This window comes from Microbacterium sp. MYb66, assembly GCF_002979435.1.
Classification (GTDB): Bacteria; Actinomycetota; Actinomycetes; order Actinomycetales; family Microbacteriaceae; genus Microbacterium.
Genome location: NZ_PCOV01000002.1, coordinates 379,175 through 400,163 on the forward strand (window position 1 = coordinate 379,175; position 20,989 = coordinate 400,163).

Below are 20,989 nucleotides of genomic sequence, written 5' to 3' on the forward strand. Positions count from 1 at the left end.
CCCACCTGCGAGGGGCGGGAGGGCGCAGTCCGTCAGCGTCCGTCACTCAGGAGCGGGTCGAGCGTGCGGCGGTCGGCCTCTTCGTCGTAGCGATCCTGCGCGAGCCGCACGTCCTCGACATGCGACTCCGCCCAGACCTGCAGCGCCTGGAGCGGCTCGTGCAGCGTGCGGCCGAGCGGGGTGAGCCGGTAGCGGGAGTGCCCGTCCGCATCCGTCGCGCGGTCCACCATCCCGTCCCGCTCCAGCGCGCGGAGGGTGTCGACGAGGACCTTCTTCGCGATGCCGTCGACCCGGTGGTGCAGCTCGCCGAAGCGCAAGGGCTCCTCGTGCAGGAGAACGACGATCATCGCCGTCCACTTGTTCGCGATCCGCGCGAGGGAAGCCCGGGAAGGGCATCGGGCCGAGAAGACCGTCCACTCCGTCGACATGCGCCGCTCCTCCCGGTGACGTTGAAGTAACCACGCCCTGATCGAGACGCTGGATGCCCACAGTACAGACCCATCGAGGAGGAGCATCATGTCGGCGATCGACGTCGTAGGACAGTACGGTGCGGCCATGGCCGCAGGAGACATCGAGGCGCTTGCCGCGACCTTCCAGCCGGATGCCGTATGGCACCAGCCCGGCGCGAACCAGGTGTCGGGAGACCACGTCGGACTCCACGCGATCCTCGCCCACCTCGGTCGGTTCATGACGCTGAGCGGAGGAACGTTCGTGCTCGAGACCGACTCGGCCACCGAGAGCGGCGACCTCGTGTCGGCGACCGTGCGGTTCCGCGCACAGCGGGCAGGTCACGACGACCTCGATCAGCACGGTGTCGATGTCTTCCGTGTCGTCGACGGCCGGATCGCGGAGGTCTGGCTCATGAGCGAAGACCAGGACGCGGAGGACCGCTTCTGGGGTCAGGTCTGACAGTGCGTCCAGGGGTGCTCGCGCCGCGGCTCGTGCACCCCTAGGCTCGCACCATGTTCAGCGCCGAGACCCTCGCGACCTTCGTGGTCGCGGCCTTCATCATGGTCGCGATCCCCGGCCCGACCGTGCTGTTCACGATCGGGCGCGCGATGGCTCTGGGCCGTATGGGCGGGTTCCTCAGCATCCTCGGCACCGCCGTCGGTTCGATCGTCCTGGTCGTGGCGGTCGCGCTCGGCGTCGGCACGGTCATCGCCCAGTCCGTCGTGCTGTTCACGATCGTGAAGGTACTGGGAGCCGGGTACCTGATCTTCCTCGGCATCCAGGCCATCCGACATCGGAAGGATGCCGCCCGCGCCATCGCCGCCCCGCCGGTGAGGCGCTCCGGACCGCGCCTGCTGATCGAGGGTTTCGTCGTCGGCGTCACGAATCCGAAGTCGATCGCCTTCTTCCTCGCGATCCTGCCGCAGTTCGTCGACCTGCACGCCGGGTCGGTGGCGCTCCAGCTCTTCGTTCTGGGCGCCATCGTCGTGACGATCGGCGTCGCCTGCGATGCCGTGTGGGTTCTGCTCGCGAGCGCCGCCCGCGACTGGTTCGGCCGATCTCCGCGCCGCCTCGAGGGGATGGGCGCGACGGGCGGGGCGCTGATGATCGGGCTCGGAGCATTCCTTCTGGTGTGGAGCGAGAAGCCCGCGACGACGTGACCGCCTGACCGCGCCTCGCACCGTTCACATGCGTGCGAAGCGCGCCCGAGCGATGCAGAAGACGCCGTAGACCGCGAAGCCCGCGCCGACCGCACCGAGGACGAGACCGCCCAGCGGCAGCTCCAGAAGGCTGTGCAGCGCGGCATCCAGTCCTGCCCCCTTCTCCGGGTCCTGCGTCACCGCAGCCACCACGAAGAGCACACCGGTCACCGCCACCGCGATGCCCTTGCCGAGGTACCCGATCACGCCGAGCGTCACGATGCCGCCGCGTGCGACGCCCGAGGGCAGATCGAGCAGCTTCTCAAAGCCGCGTGTGAAGCCGCCGACGACGAATCCCACGCCGACGCCGACCACGGAGAGGCCGATGACGACGAGAATCGCGACGCCGCCGGGAGCCGCGAGCACGACGGCGCTCAACGTCTTCGATGCCTCCTCGGACTCGGCGTCGCCGCCCAGGGCGTAGATCAGGGCCATACCCGCGACCACGAGGTAGGCGAGCGCGATGCCGAACAGCTTGACGCGCTGACCCCACTTCTTCGTCTCCGCGGGGTCGGCGGCGAGGAACGCACTCGCGATCTGCCACACGGCCAGCGCGATCAGACCGGCGGCGACGAGCACGAGCAGCAGCCCTCCGACGGGATTCTGTCGGAGCTGCTCCATCGCGCCGTCCTGATCGGCATCGCCGGAGGCGCCGGCCGCGATGGAGATCGCGATCGACCCGATGATGACGTGGATCAGGCCGAGAACGACGAAACCGACGCGGGCGACCCGACGGAAGGCCGACGATCTCTGGGCGACGCGTGCGGCGTGCTTGACCGTGTTCATATCGATGAAGCGTATCCGTCTCGCCGGAACGCGCAGAGGGGCTTGATTTCCCGGCGTCCGCCGGTCAGGCGCGCGGCGCGACCGGCTGACGGAGGATGGTGCGCAGCTTCGACGGGTCGGTGCGTCGCATGTCGCTCAGGTAGATCTCGTGGTGCAGGCCCCGCATCTGGAGTCCGTGCTCGGGGATGAAGCGGTGGTGCAGGTCGTCGAGCACCGGTCCTTCCTCGTCGAAGGGACCGACATGCAGCGTCTGCACGCAGGTGCCCTCGTCGAGGGTCTCCAGCCGCACGGCGTCCAGGGACGGAATCGGCTCCTTCTTCTTCGCCGCCTTCTGCGCGACGATCTCCACGGCCTCGGTGAACATCGGCGCGGTGACGTGGTCGCCGACCATGATCATCATCGTCCACAGCCAGGCCGACTTGTCGCGCCGCGAGGTGAAGGACTCCATGTCGGGCGCATGCCAGAGACCTTCGAGCGGCATCACCACGGTGTCGATGCCGAGGTCTTTCCGGCTCGCGAACTTCAGCGCGTAGGCCACCGGGAACAGCGCCGAGACGGCATCCCGGTAGGCAGGAGAGGTGTTCGGGTCTCCCTCGCCGTCGATCATCAGATACGGCATCGGCGGCACCTCGAGGATGCGGAACTCGCCCCGCTTCGCCCGGTACGCGCCGAGTGTCTTCTTGGGGTCGATCGCCGCCATGACGTGCCTCCCTGGATCGTGGCCCCAGTGTCGCATGGAGTGCGGACATCGGTCCGGCCGCCGGATGCGCCGGCCGGACCGATGAGAGCCTCAGCCCTGCTCGACGGGCAGCCAGAGCTCGCACGACGCGAAGTCGCCCGTGAACTCGAGGTAGCGCACGATGGAGGGTCCGGGCCGCAACCGCCAGGGGTTCGACGGGAACCACTCCGTCGCCGTGGCCGCCCACAGGTTCTGCAGCGTCGCGGGGAACGGACCGCGGGCGGCGAAGACCGCCCACGCCCCGTCGTCCAGCCGGAGCGCGTCGAGACCGTCGGGCACCGGGGTCCCGGCCTGCAGCGCGACACCGTGCAGGTAGGTGAGGAGGCTGCCCTCCGGGGCATCGGGCTCGACATCCGCCGTGACAGCGAGGATGCCCGACGGCTCGGCATCGCCGAGTTCCTTGAGTCGCACATGCTCCTCCGGCGGGATCGCAGCGATGTGGGCCTGGATGTGCGGGTTGACGCCCTCGTGGATCAGCGGCACCTCAGCGGCGTGGCCGACGAGGACGAGTGCGGGCAGGTGGGTGATGGTGACATCCATCGGGGTGCTCCCTTCGACGCTCAGGCGGAACCGGAGCGTGGGTTGTGTACGGAGAGGACCGCCTTCTCGGCGCGCATCGGCCGGGCTCAGTCCGTGCACGGCACGGAATGCGCGAGCGAACGCTTCGACCGAACCGTACCCGTGGCGCACGGCCACATCGAGCAGGTTCGAGGCACCCGCGGCGAGCTCGGCTCCCGCGAGCGTCATCCGACGACGCCGCACGTATTCCGAAAGCGGCATCCCCGCCAGCGCCGAGAACATCCGGCGCAGGTGATACTCGGTGGTGCCGCGCTCGCGTGCGAACCCGGCGACGTCGATCTCCTCCGTGGAGTCGGTGGCGTCGACCAGGTCGACCAGGGCGTTGAGCGTGCCGATCATGAGATCCTCCTTTCCCACCATCGTGTCCGCCCCCCGCGGCGGGCACCCGATCATTCTGGCCGGATGCGATCGATCAGACGGATGCGATCGGTCGGACGGCGGCCGGCATTCGCGCTGCAGATCTCGCGTCGACGGAGCAGAGCGTCGCCCCGGGCCCGGACGAGTGGCCGGCGCGACCTCCGACACGACGAAAGAACCCCCGGCGGGCTTTCGCCTGACGGGGGTTCCAATGTCTGAGACTCTGCGGAGACGAGGGGATTTGAACCCCTGGTCCCCGTGAGGGGACTCCACCTTAGCAGGGTGGTGCACTCGGCCGGACTATGCGACGTCTCCAGGCATCCGACCCGAAAGCACGGATGCACCTAGCCATCATAACGGGTCGGGCGAGCGGTGACGAACCAGCGCCCAGGACCCTCTTCTGACCGACGCGCACCGCGGCTGGCAGGCGATGCGGACCGACGCTGGGATACTGACCGCACATCGCGGGCTTCGCCCGTCCAGCGCGGAAGAGGAGCGAGCATGCCCGGGACAGAGACGGCGACTCCGGAGCACGCGGCTCCCTCATCCGGCCGCCGGTGGGACGATCACGGCATCGGCTACGCGATCGTCCTCGGGCTGCTCATCGTCTCGTACGGCCTGTGCGCCATCCAGCCGAGCACCGACCCGAGCCCATGGGCTTTCCTCGCCATGCTCGCCACCGTCGCGATCGTGTTCCACGTGACCAGGGCCCGGCGCCTGGTCCAGCGCGTGTCCTGGGTCGTGCTCTCGGTCGCGGGAGCGGCTGCCGTCATCGCGACGGCGTTCGGCGTCGACGGCCCGGTGCTGGCCATCCCGCTCTCCGCGGCCTCGATGATCGCCCTGCTGGTCGCGCCCTGGGCGATCATCGCTCATCAGGTCACCCGGCGCGGCCTGGATCTGGAGGCGCTGCTGGCGGCGGCGACCGCCTACATCCTCGTCGGGATGTTCTTCGCGTTCGTGTACAACCTGATCTCCCAGATCTCTCCGTCACCGATGTTCGGCGAAGAGAGCCTCGACTCGCTCGGCAACCAGCTGTTCTTCTCGTTCACGGCGCTGACCACGACCGGCTACGGCAACCTGGTGCCGGTCGGCGCCGGCGGTCAGGCGATCGCCATCGCGGAGGGGATCACCGGCCAGCTCTTCCTGATCACCGCGGTCGCCCGCATCATGCGGGGCGCGAGCGCGAAGCGGAGCACACCCACCGCTGCCTGAACGGCCGGGGCGCGGTGTTCGGGCCGCCCGTCGGACACCTCGCCCGAAAAGGGTGACGCCCCTCCCGCGATCTCGCCGCGAACTGTCACGATGAGCGGTGCGACGCCGCCCGCACCCGGCCCGGAGACCCCTCCGGCCCTCCGGCTCCCGCGCCGTCGACGGACGGGAGTGCGAGGTCGACATGGCGGGACACGGATTCCCAGACGAGAGAGATGAGCTCGCAGCTCCGGATGCCGTCGCGCCGGAGTTCGTCACCCGGCGAAGCCGCGGCCGGGACGCCCGCGTCCGGGCACCCCGATCGCGGCAGGGTCCATGGCGCCCCGGCGCGCATCGCGCCGACCCGGTGACGCTCCTGGAGGGGCAGGCCGCCACTCGGGACCGCGACATCGTGCCCCTGCGATACGAGCGGATGTCGACCTCGCCGTTCGCGTTCTTCCGCGGAGCGGCGCTGCTCATGGCGTCGGACCTCGCGACCGCACCGCACACCGGCGTCACGGTGCAGTTGTGCGGCGACGCCCACCTGTCGAACTTCGGCCTGTTCGGCACCCCGGAGCGTCGGCTGATCTTCGACATGAACGACTTCGACGAGACGTTCCCCGGCCCGTTCGAATGGGACCTGAAACGCCTCGCGACGAGTTTCGCGGTGGCCGGGCGGCATCGCGGCTTCTCCGAGGACGAGATCGACACCAGCGTCCGCGCATCGGTCGCCGGGTACCGCAGCGCCATGCGGCATGCAGCGGATGCCCACGTCCTGGACGCCTGGTACGACCGCTTCGACGCCGAGGACGCGCGTCGGCGGATCCGCGCAGAACGGGATCGGCGGCGGGCCGACGACGACACGGTCGCGCGGCTGGACGCCGTCGTGAAGAAAGCCCGCAAGCGCGACCGGATGCGGTCGTTCGCGAAGCTCGTCGAGATCGTCGACGGGCAGTTGCGGATCATCGCGAATCCCCCGCTGGTCACCCCGGTCGAAGACCTTCTGCCGGAGCCCGGCCTGCTGCGGGACGAGGTGAGCATCATGCGCGAGCTCCTCTCCGCCTACCGGACCACACTGCGCGAGGAACGGCATCCGCTCTCCGAGTACCGGTATCGGCACATGGCCAGGACGGTCGGCGGGATCGGCAGCGTCGGCACGCGCGCCTGGGTCATCCTCCTGAGCGGTCGAGATGACAGCGACCCCCTGCTGCTGCAGGCGAAGACCGCCCAGCCGTCTGTCTTCGAACGATTCCTCGGCGCGGGCTCGCACCGCAGCGAGGGGGAGCGCGTCGTGCGGGGGCAGCGGATGATGCAGGCAGCCAGCGACATCTTCCTGGGCTGGCATCAGGTGACCGGCGCCGACGGTGTCACACGCGACTTCTACGTGCGCCAACTCCATGATTGGAAAGGTGGTATCGACCCGGACACGATGACGCCCCGGGGTGCCGCCCTCTACGCGCGTATCTGCGGGGAGACGCTCGCCCGCGGCCACGCCCGTAGCGGGGATCGTGTCGAGATCGCCGGCTATCTCGGTCGAGGCCGTGCGTTCGAGGAGGCGATCTGCGCCTTCGCCGACACGTACGCCGAGCAGAACGAGCAGGACTTCGCGACCTTCCGGGCCGCGCTCGCGGGTGGCCGGCTGCCGACCATGAGCTCCGGGGAGCGGGAGACGTGAGCCAGGAGTCCGCAGGCCATGCGACGACGACGAACCACGCCCGCTCCTCCCCTGCACTCCTCGGCGGGGTGTCCGGGTACGCGATCATCCTCGCTCTGCTCGTCGTCTCCTACGGGCTGTGCGCCGCGCAACGCGAGACGAACCCGAGTCCCTGGGCATTCCTGGTGATCCTCGTGACCGTCGCCGTCGTGTTCCGAGTCACGGGGGCCCCGGCGATGGTCCAGCACGTGGCATGGGTGATCCTGTCCGTCGCCGGCATCGCCACGATCGTCGCGGCGCTCCTCGGCGCGAGCGGCCACGTGCTCGACATCCTCTTCTCCGCGGCATCGATGACGGCCCTTCTCGCCGCGCCCGTCGCCATCATCGGCCATCAGGTGAAGCGCCGGGGCCTCAATCTCGAGGCCCTGCTCGCGGCCGTCACCGCCTATGTGCTCGTCGGCCTGTTCTTCACCTTCGTCTTCAACCTGATCTCCCTCGTCGTGCCCGAGCCGATGTTCGACGGCCCCGACGGCGACTCACTCGCCAACCAGCTCTTCTTCTCGTTCACCACGCTCACGACGACGGGCTACGGCAACCTCGTCCCGGTGGATGCGATCCCGCAGGCGGTCGCGGTCGCGGAGGCGATCACAGGCCAGCTGTTCCTCATCACCGCCGTCGCCCGCATCATGCGCGGCGCCGGCCCCGCCGCCGCTCCGGCTGCGTCACCGAAGGAGTCATCGTGAAGAGATGGGGCGTCATCGCCGTCCTCGGGTCCGCCCAGTTCGTGATGGTGCTGGACGGCACCGTGATGAACGTGTCGATCTCGACGGTGGTCTCCGATCTCGACACCACTGTCGCCGCGATGCAGGGCGCGATCACGTTCTACACCCTCACCATGGCGGCGTTCATGCTGCTGGGCGCGAAGCTCGGCGATGTCTGGGGGCGCCGCAGGGCCTTCGTGATCGGATCATGCGTGTACGCCGCCGGCTCGCTGATCACAGCTCTGAGTCCCGATGTGCGCTTCCTCTTCCTGGGCTGGTCGGTCATCGAGGGCCTCGGTGCCGTTCTCGTCATCCCGGCCATCGCCGCCCTCGTCGCGGACAACTATCGCGGCCGCGAGCGCATCACCGCCTTCGCCATCATCGGCGCGGTCTCCGGCGCGGCGGTCGCGGCGGGACCGCTGATCGGCGGCTTCGTCACGACCTACTTCGACTGGCGCTACGTGTTCGTCGCCGAGGTCTTCATCATGATCGGCGTGGTGCTGTGCGCGCGGATCATCACGGATCCGACGCCGAGGCAGAGCGTGCGCATCGACGTCGTCAGCGTCGCACTCTCGTCGGTCGGACTCGTGTCGGTGGTGTTCGGGATGCTGCAGAGCAAGACCTGGGGATGGGTCCTGCCGTTGAATCCGCCGGAGATCGGCGGGGTCGTCATCGCACCGCTCGGCATCTCCCCCGCCGCCTGGTTCATGGTCCTCGGAGTCGTGCTCCTCGCCCTGTTCCTCTCTCGGCAGCGTGTCCTCGAACGCCTGGATCGTTCGCCGCTCGTGCATGTCGGCATGTTCTCCATCTCCTCCCTCCGCAGCGGACTGTCGGTGCTCGGAGCGCAGTACGCGGTGACCGCCGGCCTGTTCTTCATGGTGCCGGTGTACCTGCAGATGACGCTCGGCCTCGACGCGCTGGAGACCGGCATCCGAATCTTCCCGCTGTCCATCGCCCTCGTGCTGTTCTCGATCGTCGGCACCCGGCTTTCGCGCCGCTTCTCCCCGCGGACCATCGTGCGGATCGGCCAGCTGATCCTCGTCGGCAGCGCCGTGATCCTGCTCGGCTCCGCCACCAGTGACCTGCGCAGCGGGCTCTTCGCCGCCGGGATGTTCCTCGCCGGGTCGGCCCTCGGTCTGCTCGCCTCTCAGCTCGGGAACGTGAACATGTCGAGCGTGACGGAGAAGGAGACGAGCGAGGTCGGCGGTCTGCAGGGGGTCTTCCAGAACCTCGGCTCATCGCTGGGGACGGCGCTCATCGGCTCGATCCTCATCGGCGCCCTGTCCACGTCGTTCGCGTCGGCTGTCGCGGCGAGCGATCTGCCCGACGCCACGAAGACGGCGGTGGCCAGCGCCACCGAACACGGAGTCACCATCGTGCCGGCAGCCGACGTGGTCGCGATCGCGGAGGATGCCGGTTTGGAAGACGCCGACGCCGACGCCCTCTCGGCGATCTACCGCGACTCGCAGCTGTCGTCCCTGCGCATCGCATTCTTCGGACTGATCCTCATCAGCCTGCTGTCCCTCTTCTTCTCGAAGGGGATACCGAGCGCGAACGAGATGCGCAGACGGCACAGCGAGACGACCACGACCTGATGACAGCGTCCGGTCGAGAGCTCAGCCCACGGTGGACTGCCGCACGACCAGCTCGGGGCGGAACCGCACGCGACGGTCGTAGTCGCCGTCCGGATCACGGATCGACCGCAGCAGCAGTTCGACCGCCGTCCGTCCGATCAGCTGCGCCGGCTGGCGTATCGAAGTGAGCGGCACGACCGTGGCCGTCGCGAAGTCGATGTCGTCGTACCCGACCAGTGCGATGTCCTCCGGTACGCGCAGCGTGCGGAACATCGTCAGCGCCTGCAGCAGCCCCACCGCCAGGAGGTCGTTCGCGGCGAAGATCGCGTCCGGCCGATCCGCCCCCTCCCGGGCGGCGATCTCCTCGCCCGCCGCCCTGCCGTGCAGCACGGTGAGGGCAGGCATCCGGATCACCTCGAGCGTCGCTCCCGGCACTTCGTCGACCGCACGTCGAGCGCCTTCGAGACGGTGGGCGACCTGCGTGATGGAACCGGGGCCGCCGACGAAGACCAGGCGCCGCCGCCCGATCTGCAGGAGATGCTGCGCGGCGAGAAAGCCTCCTTCGACGTCGTCGACCGAGACCGAGCAGAACGCGGATCCCGCGACCTCGTGGTCCACGAGGACCACCGGGATCCCCGCCGACTGCACGCGCACCAGCTTGTCGACATCGTCGGATGCCGGGGTGATGAGAACCCCGTTCACCCGCTGCTCGCGGAACAGGTCGAGGTAGTTGTCCTCCCGAACCGGGTCCTCGTCGCTGTTGCCGAGGAGCACGGACAGCAGGTCGTCGTCAGCGCGGGCCTCCGCCCCTCGAGCCACGTCGGCGAAGAACGGGTTGCCGGCGTCGGGGACGACGAGTCCGATGCTGCGGCTGCGTCCGGCCCGAAGCTGCCGCGCGGCGTCGTTCCTCACGAACCCGAGCTCGGCGATCACCGCCTGCACCCGCTGCACGGTCGCCGCCGCGACCTTGTCCGGCTGGTTCAGGACGTTCGACACCGTGCCGACCGACACCCCTGCTGCTGCCGCGACGTCACGCACACTCACTGCCACTGCTGCTCCTCGCCGCTTCCGGATGCTGTCCGAGAGTGTACGGCACCGGCCCAGACCGCAGCGGCCCGCCGACGACCCCTCGATACGGGTTGACGCGTGCCGGAGGATCCGCCTAGCATGTGAGTTGAAACGATTCAGATCTCACCCGTCACCACCCGGCAGAGGAGCCCGAATGACGCGCGTCGGCTTTCGATTGCAGGTTCGGCCCGAACTCCTCGACGAGTACCTCGCCAGGCACTCCCCGGTCCGGCCCGAGATGCTCGCCGAGATCGCCCGGGCCGGGCGACGCAACTACTCGCTGTTCCTCGGCGAGGGCGGAACCCTCATCGGCTACTACGAGACCGACGACGATGCCGCCGCTCAGGCCTACCTCGCGGCTTCCCCCATCGCCGCCCGCTGGGAGGCCGAGATGAGCCGGTTCTTCCTCGGCCTCGACGGACGCCCGGATCAGGCCGCGACGCCCCTCACCGAGGTGTTCCATCTCGAAGACCAGCTCGCCGACTCCGGCGAGGGCTCCACCCCCGACGACGACAACGACAACGACAACGAAAGCAGTTCATCGTGAGCATCCTCTCTTCCGACACCCTCGCCGCCCTGGAGAAGCAGAGCATCGAGTTGCCCAGCTGGGCGTTCGGCAACTCCGGCACGCGGTTCAAGGTGTTCGGCACACCCGGCACCCCGCGCGACCCGTACGAGAAGATCGCGGATGCTGCACAGGTGAACGCCTACACCGCCCTCGCCCCGTCGGTCGCCCTGCACATCCCGTGGGATCTGGTCGACTCGTACGACGACCTGCGCAAGCATGCGGAAGACCTGGGCGTGACGCTCGGCACCATCAACTCGAACACCTTCCAGGACGACGACTACAAGTTCGGTGCGCTCACGCATGAGGACGCGGCGATCCGCCGCAAGGCGATCGACCACCACCTCGCCTGCATCGACGTGATGGACGCGACGGGGAGCCGCGACCTGAAGATCTGGTTGGCCGAGGGCTCCAACTATCCGGGACAGGCAGACCTCCGCGGCCGTCAGGACCGCCTGCAGGAGTCGCTGCAGAAGATCTACGCGCGCCTCGGCGACGACCAGCGCCTCGTGCTCGAGTACAAGTTCTTCGAGCCGGCTTTCTACCACACCGATGTCCCCGACTGGGGCACGTCCTACGCGCAGGTCAGCTCCCTCGGCGACAAGGCCATGGTCTGCCTCGACACGGGGCATCACGCCCCCGGCACGAACATCGAGTTCATCGTGATGCAGCTGCTGCGGCTCGGCAAGCTCGGCTCCTTCGACTTCAACTCCCGTTTCTACGCCGACGACGACCTGATCGTCGGCGCCGCCGATCCCTTCCAGCTGTTCCGCATCCTCTTCGAGGTCATCCGCGGTGGCGGTCTGAACAACCCCGACGTGGCGTTCATGCTCGACCAGTGCCACAACGTCGAGGACAAGATCCCCGGCCAGATCCGCTCGGTGCTCAACGTGCAGGAGATGACCGCACGCGCACTGCTCGTCAACCACGATGCGCTCACCGCCGCGCAGAAGTCCGGCGACGTGCTCGCTGCCAATGCCGTCTTCATGGACGCTTTCTACACCGACGTCCGTCCGGCGCTGGCCGAGTGGCGCGAGTCGCGCGGACTCGCCGCCGACCCGATGGCCGCCTACGCCGCATCCGGCTACCAGCAGAAGATCGCCGCCGAGCGGGTGGGCGGCGTGCAGGCCGGCTGGGGCGCCTGAGGTCACCGCGTCGCCTGCGACGGAATCCGTCCGCACGACGCATCACTTCGAGAAGCTCGGCACACCCGAGCACCGAGCAGCCCGTCGTCGCTACGCAACGACCGGGCCCGACTACTGACGTTCCTACCACTGTCCGATAACGACGCCTCTGCGCCCCTACCGTGGTCACGTCCACCGTCACCTGATGATCAGAGCGTGCCTCATCAGGCGCGGTGGACACCCACGAACTGCCGATCGAACTTCGATTCGGCAGGGTCGCACGCTCCGGTGCGATCGCGAGGGAGCACCCCGCTTCCTCGCGCGGAGGCCTCCCCGCCTCCGAAGCCCCAACGCCTACCCCTGCCAGGCGTTGGGGCTTCGTCACGGAGATCTGCAGAGAGGACGTCGTGCACGAACCCATGGTGACCAACGAGGCCGCGCCGCCATCCCCCTTCACGAACGCGGTCCCGAGGACTAGGTTCGCTAGCAACGGTGCCGATTCGTGAGAAAGCGATCACCCATGATCGTGGGACGCAAGCAGAGTCTGGATCGTGCGGTCGAACTGGTGCAGGCGGGGATCAGCGTGGAGATCGTCGGCGGCAGGGGAAGCGGTCGCACGGCCTTCTTGAACGCGCTCCGCTCGCGTCTGGACGAGAGCGGATGGACGGTCGTGTCGGTGCGGGGCATCGCCTCACTGCGGCAGCATCCTCTCGCCGCGTTGCATCTGGCGGGCATCGGCGGCGGCACCCGCCCTGCGGGCGGTCTCCACGAGACGGCGGAAGCGCTGCGCAAGACGCTGCTGCACGCACGCTCGGCGCTTTTCCTCGACGACTGGGACGACCTGGACGAGTCGTCGTGGGGCGTCGCCGTGTCCGTCGGGCTGACGGCGGGCGTGGCCCTGGTGGTGTCCCGACTCGACGGGCCGCGCGCCCGCAATGCCACAGGCGGCCGCCCCGGCTCGTCGCTCGAGTCCCCGTACTTCATCGACATGAGTCCGCTGCGCTTCGAGGACATGGAGAAAGCGCTGAGCGCGTACCTCAAGGCACCGATCGAGTCGACGACGATGAGCCGGATCTACGCGAAGTCGGGTGGGAACATCGGACTCGCCGTGAGCATGATCGACTCGGCCACCCGGGAGGGCCAGCTGGTCAGGCGCGCCGGCGGCGAGTGGGTCGCTTCCCGGGACCTCTGGAGTCCGGCGCTGCGGACCGTGGTCGAGGGATACCTCGAGAATCTCGATGCCGCCGCGCGCGACGCACTGGAGATCATCGCCCTCGTCGGACTCGCGTCCGTCGACACCATCCGCAAGCTCGTCGAATGGGAGACCCTGGAACTCCTCGAGGAGCGCTCGATGGTCGCGTTCGTGGAGAGCGGGCAATCCCAGCTCATCACCGTGGTCCCACCGCTGCTCGTCGAGTTCTTCCGACACGAGGCACTGAGCGCGCGGAGAATGCGACTCACGCAGCTCATCATCGAGCGCCTCGGCACCGACGACCCTGTGACGGCGGTACTCGGGGAACCGGACAGGCGTCACGCGGTCGGCGCGGAAGGAGAAGCGCTCTTCGTGCGGCTTCTCCACGAACGGGCACGGGCCATGCGCCTCGTGACCGCGACGGAGTGGGAGGCCGCGCGCACCCCGGAGAACGCCGTCCGCTACATCATGGCGCTGCGCCAGACCTTCACCCCGGGGGTCAGGGAGACGGTCCGCCGCGTCCTGGCGGAGACCGATGCGGATGCCGGGGATGCCTCCGACCGGGCGCAGCTGGCCGCGCTGCGCGCTCGCTGGTCCGCCTACGTCGATCATGAGGTGGACGCCGCCGTACGGGACCTGCGCGACGCCCGCGAGGGACTCGATGCGCATGTCGGGCTGCTCGACGCCGCGGAAGTCGAGATCGAGGTGAACCTCCGAGGCGTGCCCGAGGGCTTCTCCGATCGGCTGGAGGTCTCCGACGAGATGCCGGATGCGGTGAAGATCGAGCTGCTGCAGACGCAGCTGCTGATCCTGGTGAGCGCCGCCCGATTCTCCGATGCGCAGCGCGTCTACGCCGACCTCGAACGCATCGGTCCCCCGTCGACGACGGCGCGGGTGCTCCAGGCCATCGCATTCCTCGGCATGGCCGAACAACCCTCTGCGCTCGAGATCGTGAACCGCGGATTCGGCGAAGCGCACAGCAACCTCGACATCGAGGGGGTCCGCTCGTTCGGCGCCGCCGCTCTCCTGTGTCACGTCTATTCGGGCAACATCCACGAACTCGACGAGCTCATCGACAGCGTGTCGGCCGCGGGAGAGCCGACCCCGTTCCCCGCGGGCTATCAGCTGGCGCTCCTCTCGGTGGGCGCGCTGACAGCGATCCGCCGCGGCCAGGTGGCGACGGGCGAGCGTCTGGTCGCCGAGGTCGATCAGCTGGGAGTGCCCGACGGTCCGCTCCCCGGCCAGTCCAGCGCCTGGGGGCACGCACAGCTGCTCCTGTTCAACGGGCGCACCTCGGAGGCCGCGGATCTGTTCTGGGAGTCGTCGGAGCGACTCTGGGAGCGGCAGGCGCACTTCGGCGCGCTGATGGGGCTCCTCGGCGCCGTGGAGATCGAGCCGACGGAATCCCGTCTCGCAGCGATCCGTGCGCACCTCCGGTCGATCGAGGAGCCGACCATCCTCCACACGCAGGCAGCGTTCTTCGAGGCAGTTTTCGCCGACGACGTCGAAGGCATAGAACAGGCGGGACAGGAGTTCGAGAGGACGCATCGGGTCGGTCTCGCCCTCAGCGCGTATCTGCAGCTCACCGCGCTCGCCGAGCGACTCCAGGACACGGCGAGCGTGGAACGAGCGGCTCAGCGCATCGAGTCCATCCGCCGTCGCCACGGCGCGGTGGCGTTCGACGTCGGACGATTCTCCTCCAGCGCCGTGCTCCTCACCGAGCGCGAGCGCGAGGTCGCGGCCCTCGCCTCCGGCGGATACTCCAACCAGGAGATCGCCACCCGCCTCGTGCTGAGCGTGCGAACGGTCGAGAGCCACATGCATCGGATCATGCGCAAACTCGGCGTCAGCAGCAGGCACGCGATCGACGTCAGCTCCCCCGGGGTCGCCTGACCACCGCGGCCGCCGGCGCCTGTCGCGCCCACCACCACCGCACGGGCGGAACCGCGCCACTGCACACCACCCATCGACGTACGGTGTGACCTCGATCGACTACGGAAGCTCTCCGATCCCGCCCGTTCGCGCTCGCCGCGTTGCCTAGCGTGTAAATCGCATATGACCGGGCGAATGCACGGCGCAGAAGAGTCATCTGGCGATCGACTGGGGAATCACGGTCCATTCTCGGACGCCTTCTGCAGCCTCGTCCGCACCTCTGCTGGGCTTTCCGGGGTGCGCGACTGCGGCATTCGACGGATGTGAAGTCACCCTTCCCCGTCTGTGCTCCCACCCGAATCGACTGTGCCTCGCGCACGTTTAAGGACACACCATGACGACCACCTCCGCCGCCGCTCCGGATCGGGGTGCCCTGCGGGGCAACCGGTTCCTGGCCATGGCGATCGCACTGATCCTCGCGGTCATCGGCGTGATCGGAAGCGCCACCGGCGCATCCGCAGCGCCCACCGTGACCTATCCGGGGGCCATCGACGATCTCGTTCTCGAGGCCGCCGACGGCAGCTCCGGCCCACTGACCCAGTGGGACACCGTCAAGATCTCCGGCACCTGGGCCGTCCCGGACAGGGCCGTCGCAGGTCAGACGTTCGGAATGACGCTGCCGAAGGAGTTCCAGCGCTACGCCGCCGGCTCCTTCGACCTCCCCGACGATGAGACCGGAGAGGTCCTGGCCACCTGTCAGGTCGCCGACGGACACGGCCCCGATCTGGTCTGCACACTCACGGCGGCAGTCGACAGCCTCGAGAACGTCGGAGGAACGTTCTGGATGGAGGGGACCGCCTCGGGCACCACCGACAGTGAGACCGTCGAGTTCGACACGGGCAACACCATCGTGGTCGTCGACCTCCCCGGCGAGGGCGGGATCATCGACGAAGACACCTCCGAGCCCACTGAGCCGTTCAAGTACGGCACGGCGACCGCGACGGACGGCGTGATCGAGTGGACGATCGGCATTCCCAGCAGCTACGTCGCCGACGGCGGCTTCACGATCGCGGACCAGCTCGACATGTCCAGCGAGTACCACCACTACACGGGCACGGTGCGGCTCGACCAGCACCCCGTCGAGAACGGCAAGCTCGTCGGCGACTGGAGCGCTGTCGGCAGCGAGTACTTCGACACGGCCTTCGCAAAGGACGGACGCTCGTTCGAGTTCACCGCCCACGACCTTCCCGCCTCGGGATTCACGTATCGACTGCACTACGACACCCAGGCCGACGGGATGGTGTTGAACGGCGACGTCTTCGGCAACACCGCCAGGGTGAACTCCACCGAGACCAGCAGCACGTTCACGGTCACCGAGTCCGGTGGCGGCGACGGCAGCGGCGACCAGTACACGCGCTTCACCCTGACGAAGGCGATCACCGGCGACGAGGCGGATGCCGTGCGCGGTGCCGTCTTCACCGTGCGGTACAACATGGAGGGGGCGACGACCCCCGCGAAGACGATGTCCCTGTCGGTGGGCAAGCCCGTCCGGAGCGACCGCTTCCCGTTGGGCTCCACCTTCGTGATCGAGGAGATCGATCTTCCCGTCGTCGACGGCGTCGAGTGGGGAACGTGGGAGCTCTCCGGCACCGGGGTGACGCGCGAGGCGAACGGTACCTACGAGGTGACCCCCGAGAGCGCCGATGGAATCGCGCTCGTCCTCACCAATCACGCCGATGCCGCCCCCGTGGTCGGCAGCCTGTCCTGGACGAAGGTCGGACCCGATGCCGCCGCACTCGCCGGTTCCGAGTGGTCGCTGACCACCCCGAACGGCGAGATGACCGTGATCGACAACGGCGAGGCCGACGAAGACCCGGCCGCTGGTTCCCTCTCGGTGACGAACCTGCCGGCGGGCGAATACACGCTCGCCGAGACGAAAGCCCCGACAGGATACGACCGCACGTCCGCGACCTTCACCGCGACGATCGATCGGGATCACGCTTCCGCCACCTTCGGCAGCATCGTCAACACCCCGACGCCGACGCCGCCCGCGCCGCCCACGCCCACGCCTCCGGCTCCGACGCCGCCCACGCCGCCCACGCCGACGCCGCCCGCCGGACTGGCGATCACCGGTGGTGAGTTCGGTGCCGCATCTGCGCTCATCGCGCTCGCTCTGCTGCTCACAGGTGGGACAGCGGTCATCGTCGGACGACGCCGCGCGTCACGGGCCGCCGCCTCCAGCGAAGAGCTGTGACGACATGCGGCTGGGGCGGTGCTCCGCCCCAGCCGCAGCTTCGAGCCGCCTCATCTTCCGTATCGGCCCCTGGCTCTCAGGACCCCGACTCCCCACGAAAGCGAGACAGAAAATGACCCGACGCACTCCCCTCCGACGCCGCGGCTTCGCCCTCGGCCTCGTCGCGGCGATCGCCCTCACCGGGTGTGCTGCGGAATCCGCCGCCACTTCGGGTGCATCGACGAAACCGAGTCCGTCCGCCAAGTCCGACAAGGACAGCGGCCTTGCGACGGTACCCGGCTACGACGTCGGCGAGTTCCCGCCGGTTCCGCTCTTCGTCCTCCCCGATCTCTCGCTGCTCGACGATTCGGCCAACGCCTTCGCGATCGAGTTCAACGACGACCTCGGGGACATCCCCGGCGTCACGGCCACGCCCGCGTCGTGCGATGAGACCGGCGCGGTCGTGAACAGCAATTCCACGTTCCTCTACGGCGACGGGTCCGGCAGCTACACGGGGCCGGACGGCACCAAGCAGAACTTCGGAGACGGCGGCGGCGCTTCCACCATCAACGGCGTCACGATCGTGAACACCGGCGACGGCGCTGGGATGTACAGCGACGGGACCGTGACGATTCTGAACCTCGGTGATGGATCGGGGACCTACGCGGACGCGACGACGTCCGTGGAGATATGGGGCAACGGCGGCGGCACGTACGCCGACGACAAGAAGTCGATCAAGAACAGCGGCGACGGCATCGGCACGTACACGAATGGCTCCGTGTCGATCGAGAACTTCGGCAACGGCTCCGGAAGATATGTGGACGGCGACCTCGTCATCGAGAACTTGGGTGACGGCACCGGTGCGGTCAACAGCAAGCCGGTGAAGGTCGACCCGTTGCCGCCGGTCCCGAAGCTCGGTGTGTTCCCTCCGCTCGCGGCACTCGCGCCGATGGAGTCCTGCGGCACGACCCTCACGTTCGAAGACGGCGTGCTGTTCGACTTCAACAAGAGCGACATCCGCGCCGACGCGGCCACGACTCTGGACTCCGTGGCTGCCGTCCTCACGAAGCTCGGTGTGACGTCGGCGACCATCTCGGGACACACCGACGCGATCGGCTCCGACACCGAGAACGAGAGCCTCTCCCAGGACCGGGCCGACTCCGTCGCCGCCGATCTGATGGAGCGTGACGTCCCGACGGTGTTCACCGCGGAGGGCTTCGGCGAGAGCCGCCCCGTCGCCCCCAACGAGATCGACGGCGTGGACAACCCCGCCGGACGCCAGCTCAACCGCCGCGTCGAGATCTTCATCCCCGCCGTCTGATACCCCAGCCACACTCAAACGAATCGAGAAGAACATGCGAAAGTCGACACTCACCGCGCTCCCCCTCGCCGCCCTCGTCCTGGTCACCGTACTCAGCGGATGCAGCGAAGCCGGCGCCCCTCCGACCTCCGACGCCCCCTCTGCCGCAACAGAGCAGAGCGGCGACCTTGCAGAACTCCGGGAGGCTGCGATGGAGGGGGCGACGATCGTGTCCTGCCCGACGAAGCCGATCACGCAGATGGGTGTGGTCCTCCGCATCGAGGGCGATTGCGACGTGGTGGACCTCGAGCTCACCGGCGGTGTCGTGATCGTCGATGACGTGGAGACGCTCACCGTCTCCGGCACCGGCAACGTCGTCTACGCCGAGGACCTCGGCACCCTCACCGTCAGCGGATCCACCAACGTCGTCACCTGGGCAGGCTCCGGCACTCAGATCGAAGACACCGGCACCGCAAACGTGCTCACACACGGCTGAGGCGGAGACCGTCACCGGCTCGCGGTGACGGTCTCCGCAGATCACCGGCTCCAACCCCCAGCCTCAGGACCCTGTCATGACCGGTATCCCCGACTTCCCCGCCTCGTCCGCATCACCCGTTCCCCCGGTTGTCTCTGCCGAGGAGACATTCCTGCGGGAGGAAGCCGCCGAGCTGCCTCCCGCAGGGACGGGCTACATCCGTTTTCTCCGCGGTCCCCAGGCACGCACGCGTCGGGGAGCATTCGCCATCGCGCTCGCACTGGCGGACTACTTCGTCGTGGGGTCGATCGTTCTCGTCCCCCTGTTTCTCTTGCCCGGTATCCTCCCTCCGCGCGTGTGGGAACAGTGGGGTACGCCACTCAGCACCATCGTGCTCCTCCTGAGCGTCGCGCTGACCCTGCCGCTGCTCTTCCCGATCCAACGCGCGGTCTTCCGGATCGACGGACGATGGCTCCACTCCGTGGCGGGGCGTTTCCGATGGTCGCTGGCTCTGCGGGCCGCGCTGATCTCCACGGTCGTGCTCGCACTCACCGCCTTCGTCCAAGCCCTGGTGTCTCGCACCCCGATCGCGCCGGACCTGTCCGTTCCGGCGATCGTGGGCGCGGTCGGCGCCGTGGTCCTCGTCCCGTTCCAAGCGGCCGCCGAGGAGTACTTCACCCGGGGCATCATCGCCCGGTCGGTCGCTTCCTGGTTCCGCTCGCCTTTTGCGGGACTCCTGGTCAGTGCCCTGAGCAGCTCTCTCGTCTTCGCACTCCTGCATGGAAATCTTCTGCCGGGCTTGATGCTCTACTACATGGTCTTCGGCGTGCTGCTCTGGGTCGTGGTCTGGTTCACGGGCGGCCTCGAAGCAGCGATCGCCGTCCATGCCGTCTTCAACATCAGCGCTTTCGTCCAGTCGTTCCTCTTCGCTGAGCCTGCCGCCTTCTCGACGACGATCACGGCCGAAAGCCAGTTCTCCGGAATGTGGATGCTCGCCGTGATGGCGCTCCTGGTCGCGGTGCTGATCTGGTGGTTCCGCCGCAGCGGAGTGCAGCGAATCTATCGGCCATCCGACTACACGACCACGACCACGACCACGACCACGACCACGGAGAAAGGTGACTCATGAACACCGCAGACCCGTCAACCCCCGGCAGCTTCCGATTCTGGCTCTTCCCCTGGGCCGTGTGGATCCTGTCGGTCAGCATCCTCGCCGGACTCGTGCGTCCGCGACACACCGGACCGCGCTGGTGGGTCTACCCGCTCGCGCTCTTCAGTTGGCCGCTGCTCTTCCTCGGAGCGCTGCCCTACGCCTCCCGGAAGACGCTCTTCCTCGACGACGACCGACGCACCATCCTGATCCTCGATCGAAACCCCTCGTGGCGCCTGACCCTCGGCGGTGCGCTCGGGGTCGCCGTCACCCTGGTGGGCGGATGGGTGCTCGGCGGCATCTACATCCTGCTGCTCTGCCTCTACCTCTTCGCCGTTTCGGCCCTCCTCCTCGCCGCCACATCCGTCGACTCCGTGGTCGCTGATTTCGAGCTTCTGTTCGCGCCCCCACGGGAGACGTATCGGACCGTCAACTACCTGGGATCGCTCTCCGGAAAGACGCCGGACGCGCGCCGCTTCGCCACGCGGGTCGTGCGCGATCTCGTCCGGGCCGGCGATCTCATCGCTGTCGTGGCTGACAACCAGCAAGACGCCAAGGCGTACGAAGAATACGGATTCGTGAGGAAGAACGTCGAGGGGCTTCTCCTCTCCGCCCGTCGCTGACCCCCGCGCCCTCACCGCGCAGGCCCCTTGCGCCCGCGGGGGCAGAGGATCAGAATGCTCGCAATGTCACCAGAATATTGCGATCATTCTGAGGAGCCGG

General features: G+C 68.3%; 19 protein-coding genes and 1 tRNA gene. 14 read left to right on the forward strand and 6 right to left on the reverse strand.

Annotated elements, in window-relative coordinates:
* Window positions 1-32: 32 nt before the first annotated feature.
* Window positions 33-428 carry a helix-turn-helix domain-containing protein gene (locus CQ045_RS05675; protein ID WP_105721699.1) on the reverse strand — a complete coding sequence of 132 codons (396 nt, stop codon included), beginning with the start codon at window positions 426-428 and terminating at the stop codon, window positions 33-35.
* A gap of 88 nt (window positions 429-516) precedes the next feature.
* On the opposite strand from CQ045_RS05675, the gene CQ045_RS05680 reads away from it, so the two are divergent.
* On the forward strand, window positions 517-909 hold the full coding sequence (locus CQ045_RS05680) for a nuclear transport factor 2 family protein (protein WP_105721700.1): 393 nt from the start codon (window positions 517-519) through the stop codon (window positions 907-909).
* Window positions 910-962: 53 nt separating this feature from the next.
* Window positions 963-1,610, forward strand: coding sequence for a LysE family translocator (locus tag CQ045_RS05685; protein WP_105721701.1), 648 nt, complete (start codon window positions 963-965; stop codon window positions 1,608-1,610).
* 24 nt (window positions 1,611-1,634) lie between these two features.
* Here the strand turns inward: CQ045_RS05685 and CQ045_RS05690 are convergent, their stop codons facing one another.
* The 4 genes from CQ045_RS05690 to CQ045_RS05705 all read right to left on the reverse strand — a co-directional run bounded on the left by CQ045_RS05690 (window position 1,635) and on the right by CQ045_RS05705 (window position 4,425).
* A complete protein-coding gene (locus CQ045_RS05690) occupies window positions 1,635-2,435 on the reverse strand; it encodes a DUF1206 domain-containing protein (protein ID WP_105721702.1) in 801 nt (266 codons plus the stop codon).
* A gap of 64 nt (window positions 2,436-2,499) precedes the next feature.
* Entirely contained in the window at window positions 2,500-3,135 is a 636-nt protein-coding gene (locus CQ045_RS05695) for a GyrI-like domain-containing protein (RefSeq protein WP_105721703.1), read from the reverse strand.
* A 90-nt stretch (window positions 3,136-3,225) separates the two neighbouring features.
* Complete coding sequence (locus CQ045_RS05700) at window positions 3,226-4,092, reverse strand: GyrI-like domain-containing protein (protein ID WP_105722181.1); 867 nt, start codon at window positions 4,090-4,092, stop codon at window positions 3,226-3,228.
* A gap of 244 nt (window positions 4,093-4,336) precedes the next feature.
* Window positions 4,337-4,425, reverse strand: a tRNA-Ser gene (locus CQ045_RS05705).
* A 186-nt stretch (window positions 4,426-4,611) separates the two neighbouring features.
* Here CQ045_RS05705 and CQ045_RS05710 point away from each other — a divergent pair.
* From CQ045_RS05710 to CQ045_RS05725, 4 genes are all read left to right on the forward strand, one after another.
* Window positions 4,612-5,322: a potassium channel family protein gene (locus CQ045_RS05710; protein WP_105721704.1), complete on the forward strand. Its 711-nt coding sequence runs from the start codon at window positions 4,612-4,614 to the stop codon at window positions 5,320-5,322.
* 181 nt (window positions 5,323-5,503) lie between these two features.
* Window positions 5,504-6,973, forward strand: a complete 1,470-nt coding sequence (locus CQ045_RS05715) for a DUF2252 domain-containing protein (protein WP_105721705.1) — start codon at window positions 5,504-5,506, stop codon at window positions 6,971-6,973.
* A complete protein-coding gene (locus CQ045_RS05720) occupies window positions 6,970-7,695 on the forward strand; it encodes an ion channel (protein ID WP_258130965.1) in 726 nt (241 codons plus the stop codon). The genes CQ045_RS05715 and CQ045_RS05720 overlap by 4 nt, the downstream gene beginning before the upstream one ends.
* Window positions 7,692-9,308 (forward strand): MFS transporter, encoded by a 1,617-nt coding sequence (locus CQ045_RS05725; RefSeq protein WP_105721707.1) that lies wholly within the window; start codon window positions 7,692-7,694, stop codon window positions 9,306-9,308. Before CQ045_RS05720 ends, CQ045_RS05725 begins: the two co-directional genes overlap by 4 nt.
* 21 nt (window positions 9,309-9,329) lie before the next feature.
* Here the strand turns inward: CQ045_RS05725 and CQ045_RS05730 are convergent, their stop codons facing one another.
* Window positions 9,330-10,337 carry a LacI family DNA-binding transcriptional regulator gene (locus CQ045_RS05730; RefSeq protein WP_105721708.1) on the reverse strand — a complete coding sequence of 336 codons (1,008 nt, stop codon included), beginning with the start codon at window positions 10,335-10,337 and terminating at the stop codon, window positions 9,330-9,332.
* A gap of 172 nt (window positions 10,338-10,509) precedes the next feature.
* On the opposite strand from CQ045_RS05730, the gene CQ045_RS05735 reads away from it, so the two are divergent.
* From CQ045_RS05735 to CQ045_RS05770, 8 genes are all read left to right on the forward strand, one after another.
* The gene (locus CQ045_RS05735; protein WP_105721709.1) at window positions 10,510-10,902 is read left to right on the forward strand and encodes an L-rhamnose mutarotase; all 393 of its coding nucleotides are present in this window, start codon (window positions 10,510-10,512) and stop codon (window positions 10,900-10,902) included.
* On the forward strand, window positions 10,899-12,065 hold the full coding sequence (gene rhaI, locus CQ045_RS05740; RefSeq protein WP_105721710.1) for an L-rhamnose isomerase: 1,167 nt from the start codon (window positions 10,899-10,901) through the stop codon (window positions 12,063-12,065). The genes CQ045_RS05735 and rhaI overlap by 4 nt, the downstream gene beginning before the upstream one ends.
* Window positions 12,066-12,564: 499 nt before the next feature.
* Window positions 12,565-15,129: a helix-turn-helix transcriptional regulator gene (locus CQ045_RS05745; protein ID WP_105721711.1), complete on the forward strand. Its 2,565-nt coding sequence runs from the start codon at window positions 12,565-12,567 to the stop codon at window positions 15,127-15,129.
* Window positions 15,130-15,502: 373 nt separating this feature from the next.
* Entirely contained in the window at window positions 15,503-17,362 is a 1,860-nt protein-coding gene (locus CQ045_RS05750; RefSeq protein WP_105721712.1) for a SpaA isopeptide-forming pilin-related protein, read from the forward strand.
* Window positions 17,363-17,474: 112 nt separating this feature from the next.
* The gene (locus CQ045_RS05755; protein WP_105721713.1) at window positions 17,475-18,662 is read left to right on the forward strand and encodes an OmpA family protein; all 1,188 of its coding nucleotides are present in this window, start codon (window positions 17,475-17,477) and stop codon (window positions 18,660-18,662) included.
* Window positions 18,663-18,696: 34 nt separating this feature from the next.
* On the forward strand, window positions 18,697-19,137 hold the full coding sequence (locus CQ045_RS05760) for a DUF3060 domain-containing protein (RefSeq protein WP_105721714.1): 441 nt from the start codon (window positions 18,697-18,699) through the stop codon (window positions 19,135-19,137).
* Window positions 19,138-19,213: 76 nt separating this feature from the next.
* Window positions 19,214-20,245 (forward strand): CPBP family intramembrane glutamic endopeptidase, encoded by a 1,032-nt coding sequence (locus CQ045_RS05765; protein ID WP_105721715.1) that lies wholly within the window; start codon window positions 19,214-19,216, stop codon window positions 20,243-20,245.
* Complete coding sequence (locus tag CQ045_RS05770; RefSeq protein WP_105721716.1) at window positions 20,242-20,889, forward strand: hypothetical protein; 648 nt, start codon at window positions 20,242-20,244, stop codon at window positions 20,887-20,889. Before CQ045_RS05765 ends, CQ045_RS05770 begins: the two co-directional genes overlap by 4 nt.
* The last annotated feature ends 100 nt before the right edge of the window (window positions 20,890-20,989 follow it).

Bases quoted from the DNA above. Each gene is read 5' to 3' on its own strand.
- CQ045_RS05675 (WP_105721699.1), bottom strand. From the start codon at position 428: ATGTCGACGGAGTGGACGGTCTTCTCGGCCCGATGCCCTTCCCGGGCT.
- CQ045_RS05680 (WP_105721700.1), top strand. From the start codon at position 517: ATGTCGGCGATCGACGTCGTAGGACAGTACGGTGCGGCCATGGCCGCA.
- CQ045_RS05685 (WP_105721701.1), top strand. From the start codon at position 963: ATGTTCAGCGCCGAGACCCTCGCGACCTTCGTGGTCGCGGCCTTCATC.
- CQ045_RS05690 (WP_105721702.1), bottom strand. From the start codon at position 2,435: ATGAACACGGTCAAGCACGCCGCACGCGTCGCCCAGAGATCGTCGGCC.
- CQ045_RS05695 (WP_105721703.1), bottom strand. From the start codon at position 3,135: ATGGCGGCGATCGACCCCAAGAAGACACTCGGCGCGTACCGGGCGAAG.
- CQ045_RS05700 (WP_105722181.1), bottom strand. From the start codon at position 4,092: ATGATCGGCACGCTCAACGCCCTGGTCGACCTGGTCGACGCCACCGAC.
- CQ045_RS05710 (WP_105721704.1), top strand. From the start codon at position 4,612: ATGCCCGGGACAGAGACGGCGACTCCGGAGCACGCGGCTCCCTCATCC.
- CQ045_RS05715 (WP_105721705.1), top strand. From the start codon at position 5,504: ATGGCGGGACACGGATTCCCAGACGAGAGAGATGAGCTCGCAGCTCCG.
- CQ045_RS05735 (WP_105721709.1), top strand. From the start codon at position 10,510: ATGACGCGCGTCGGCTTTCGATTGCAGGTTCGGCCCGAACTCCTCGAC.
- CQ045_RS05745 (WP_105721711.1), top strand. From the start codon at position 12,565: ATGATCGTGGGACGCAAGCAGAGTCTGGATCGTGCGGTCGAACTGGTG.
- CQ045_RS05750 (WP_105721712.1), top strand. From the start codon at position 15,503: ATGACGACCACCTCCGCCGCCGCTCCGGATCGGGGTGCCCTGCGGGGC.
- CQ045_RS05755 (WP_105721713.1), top strand. From the start codon at position 17,475: ATGACCCGACGCACTCCCCTCCGACGCCGCGGCTTCGCCCTCGGCCTC.
- CQ045_RS05760 (WP_105721714.1), top strand. From the start codon at position 18,697: ATGCGAAAGTCGACACTCACCGCGCTCCCCCTCGCCGCCCTCGTCCTG.
- CQ045_RS05765 (WP_105721715.1), top strand. From the start codon at position 19,214: ATGACCGGTATCCCCGACTTCCCCGCCTCGTCCGCATCACCCGTTCCC.
- CQ045_RS05770 (WP_105721716.1), top strand. From the start codon at position 20,242: ATGAACACCGCAGACCCGTCAACCCCCGGCAGCTTCCGATTCTGGCTC.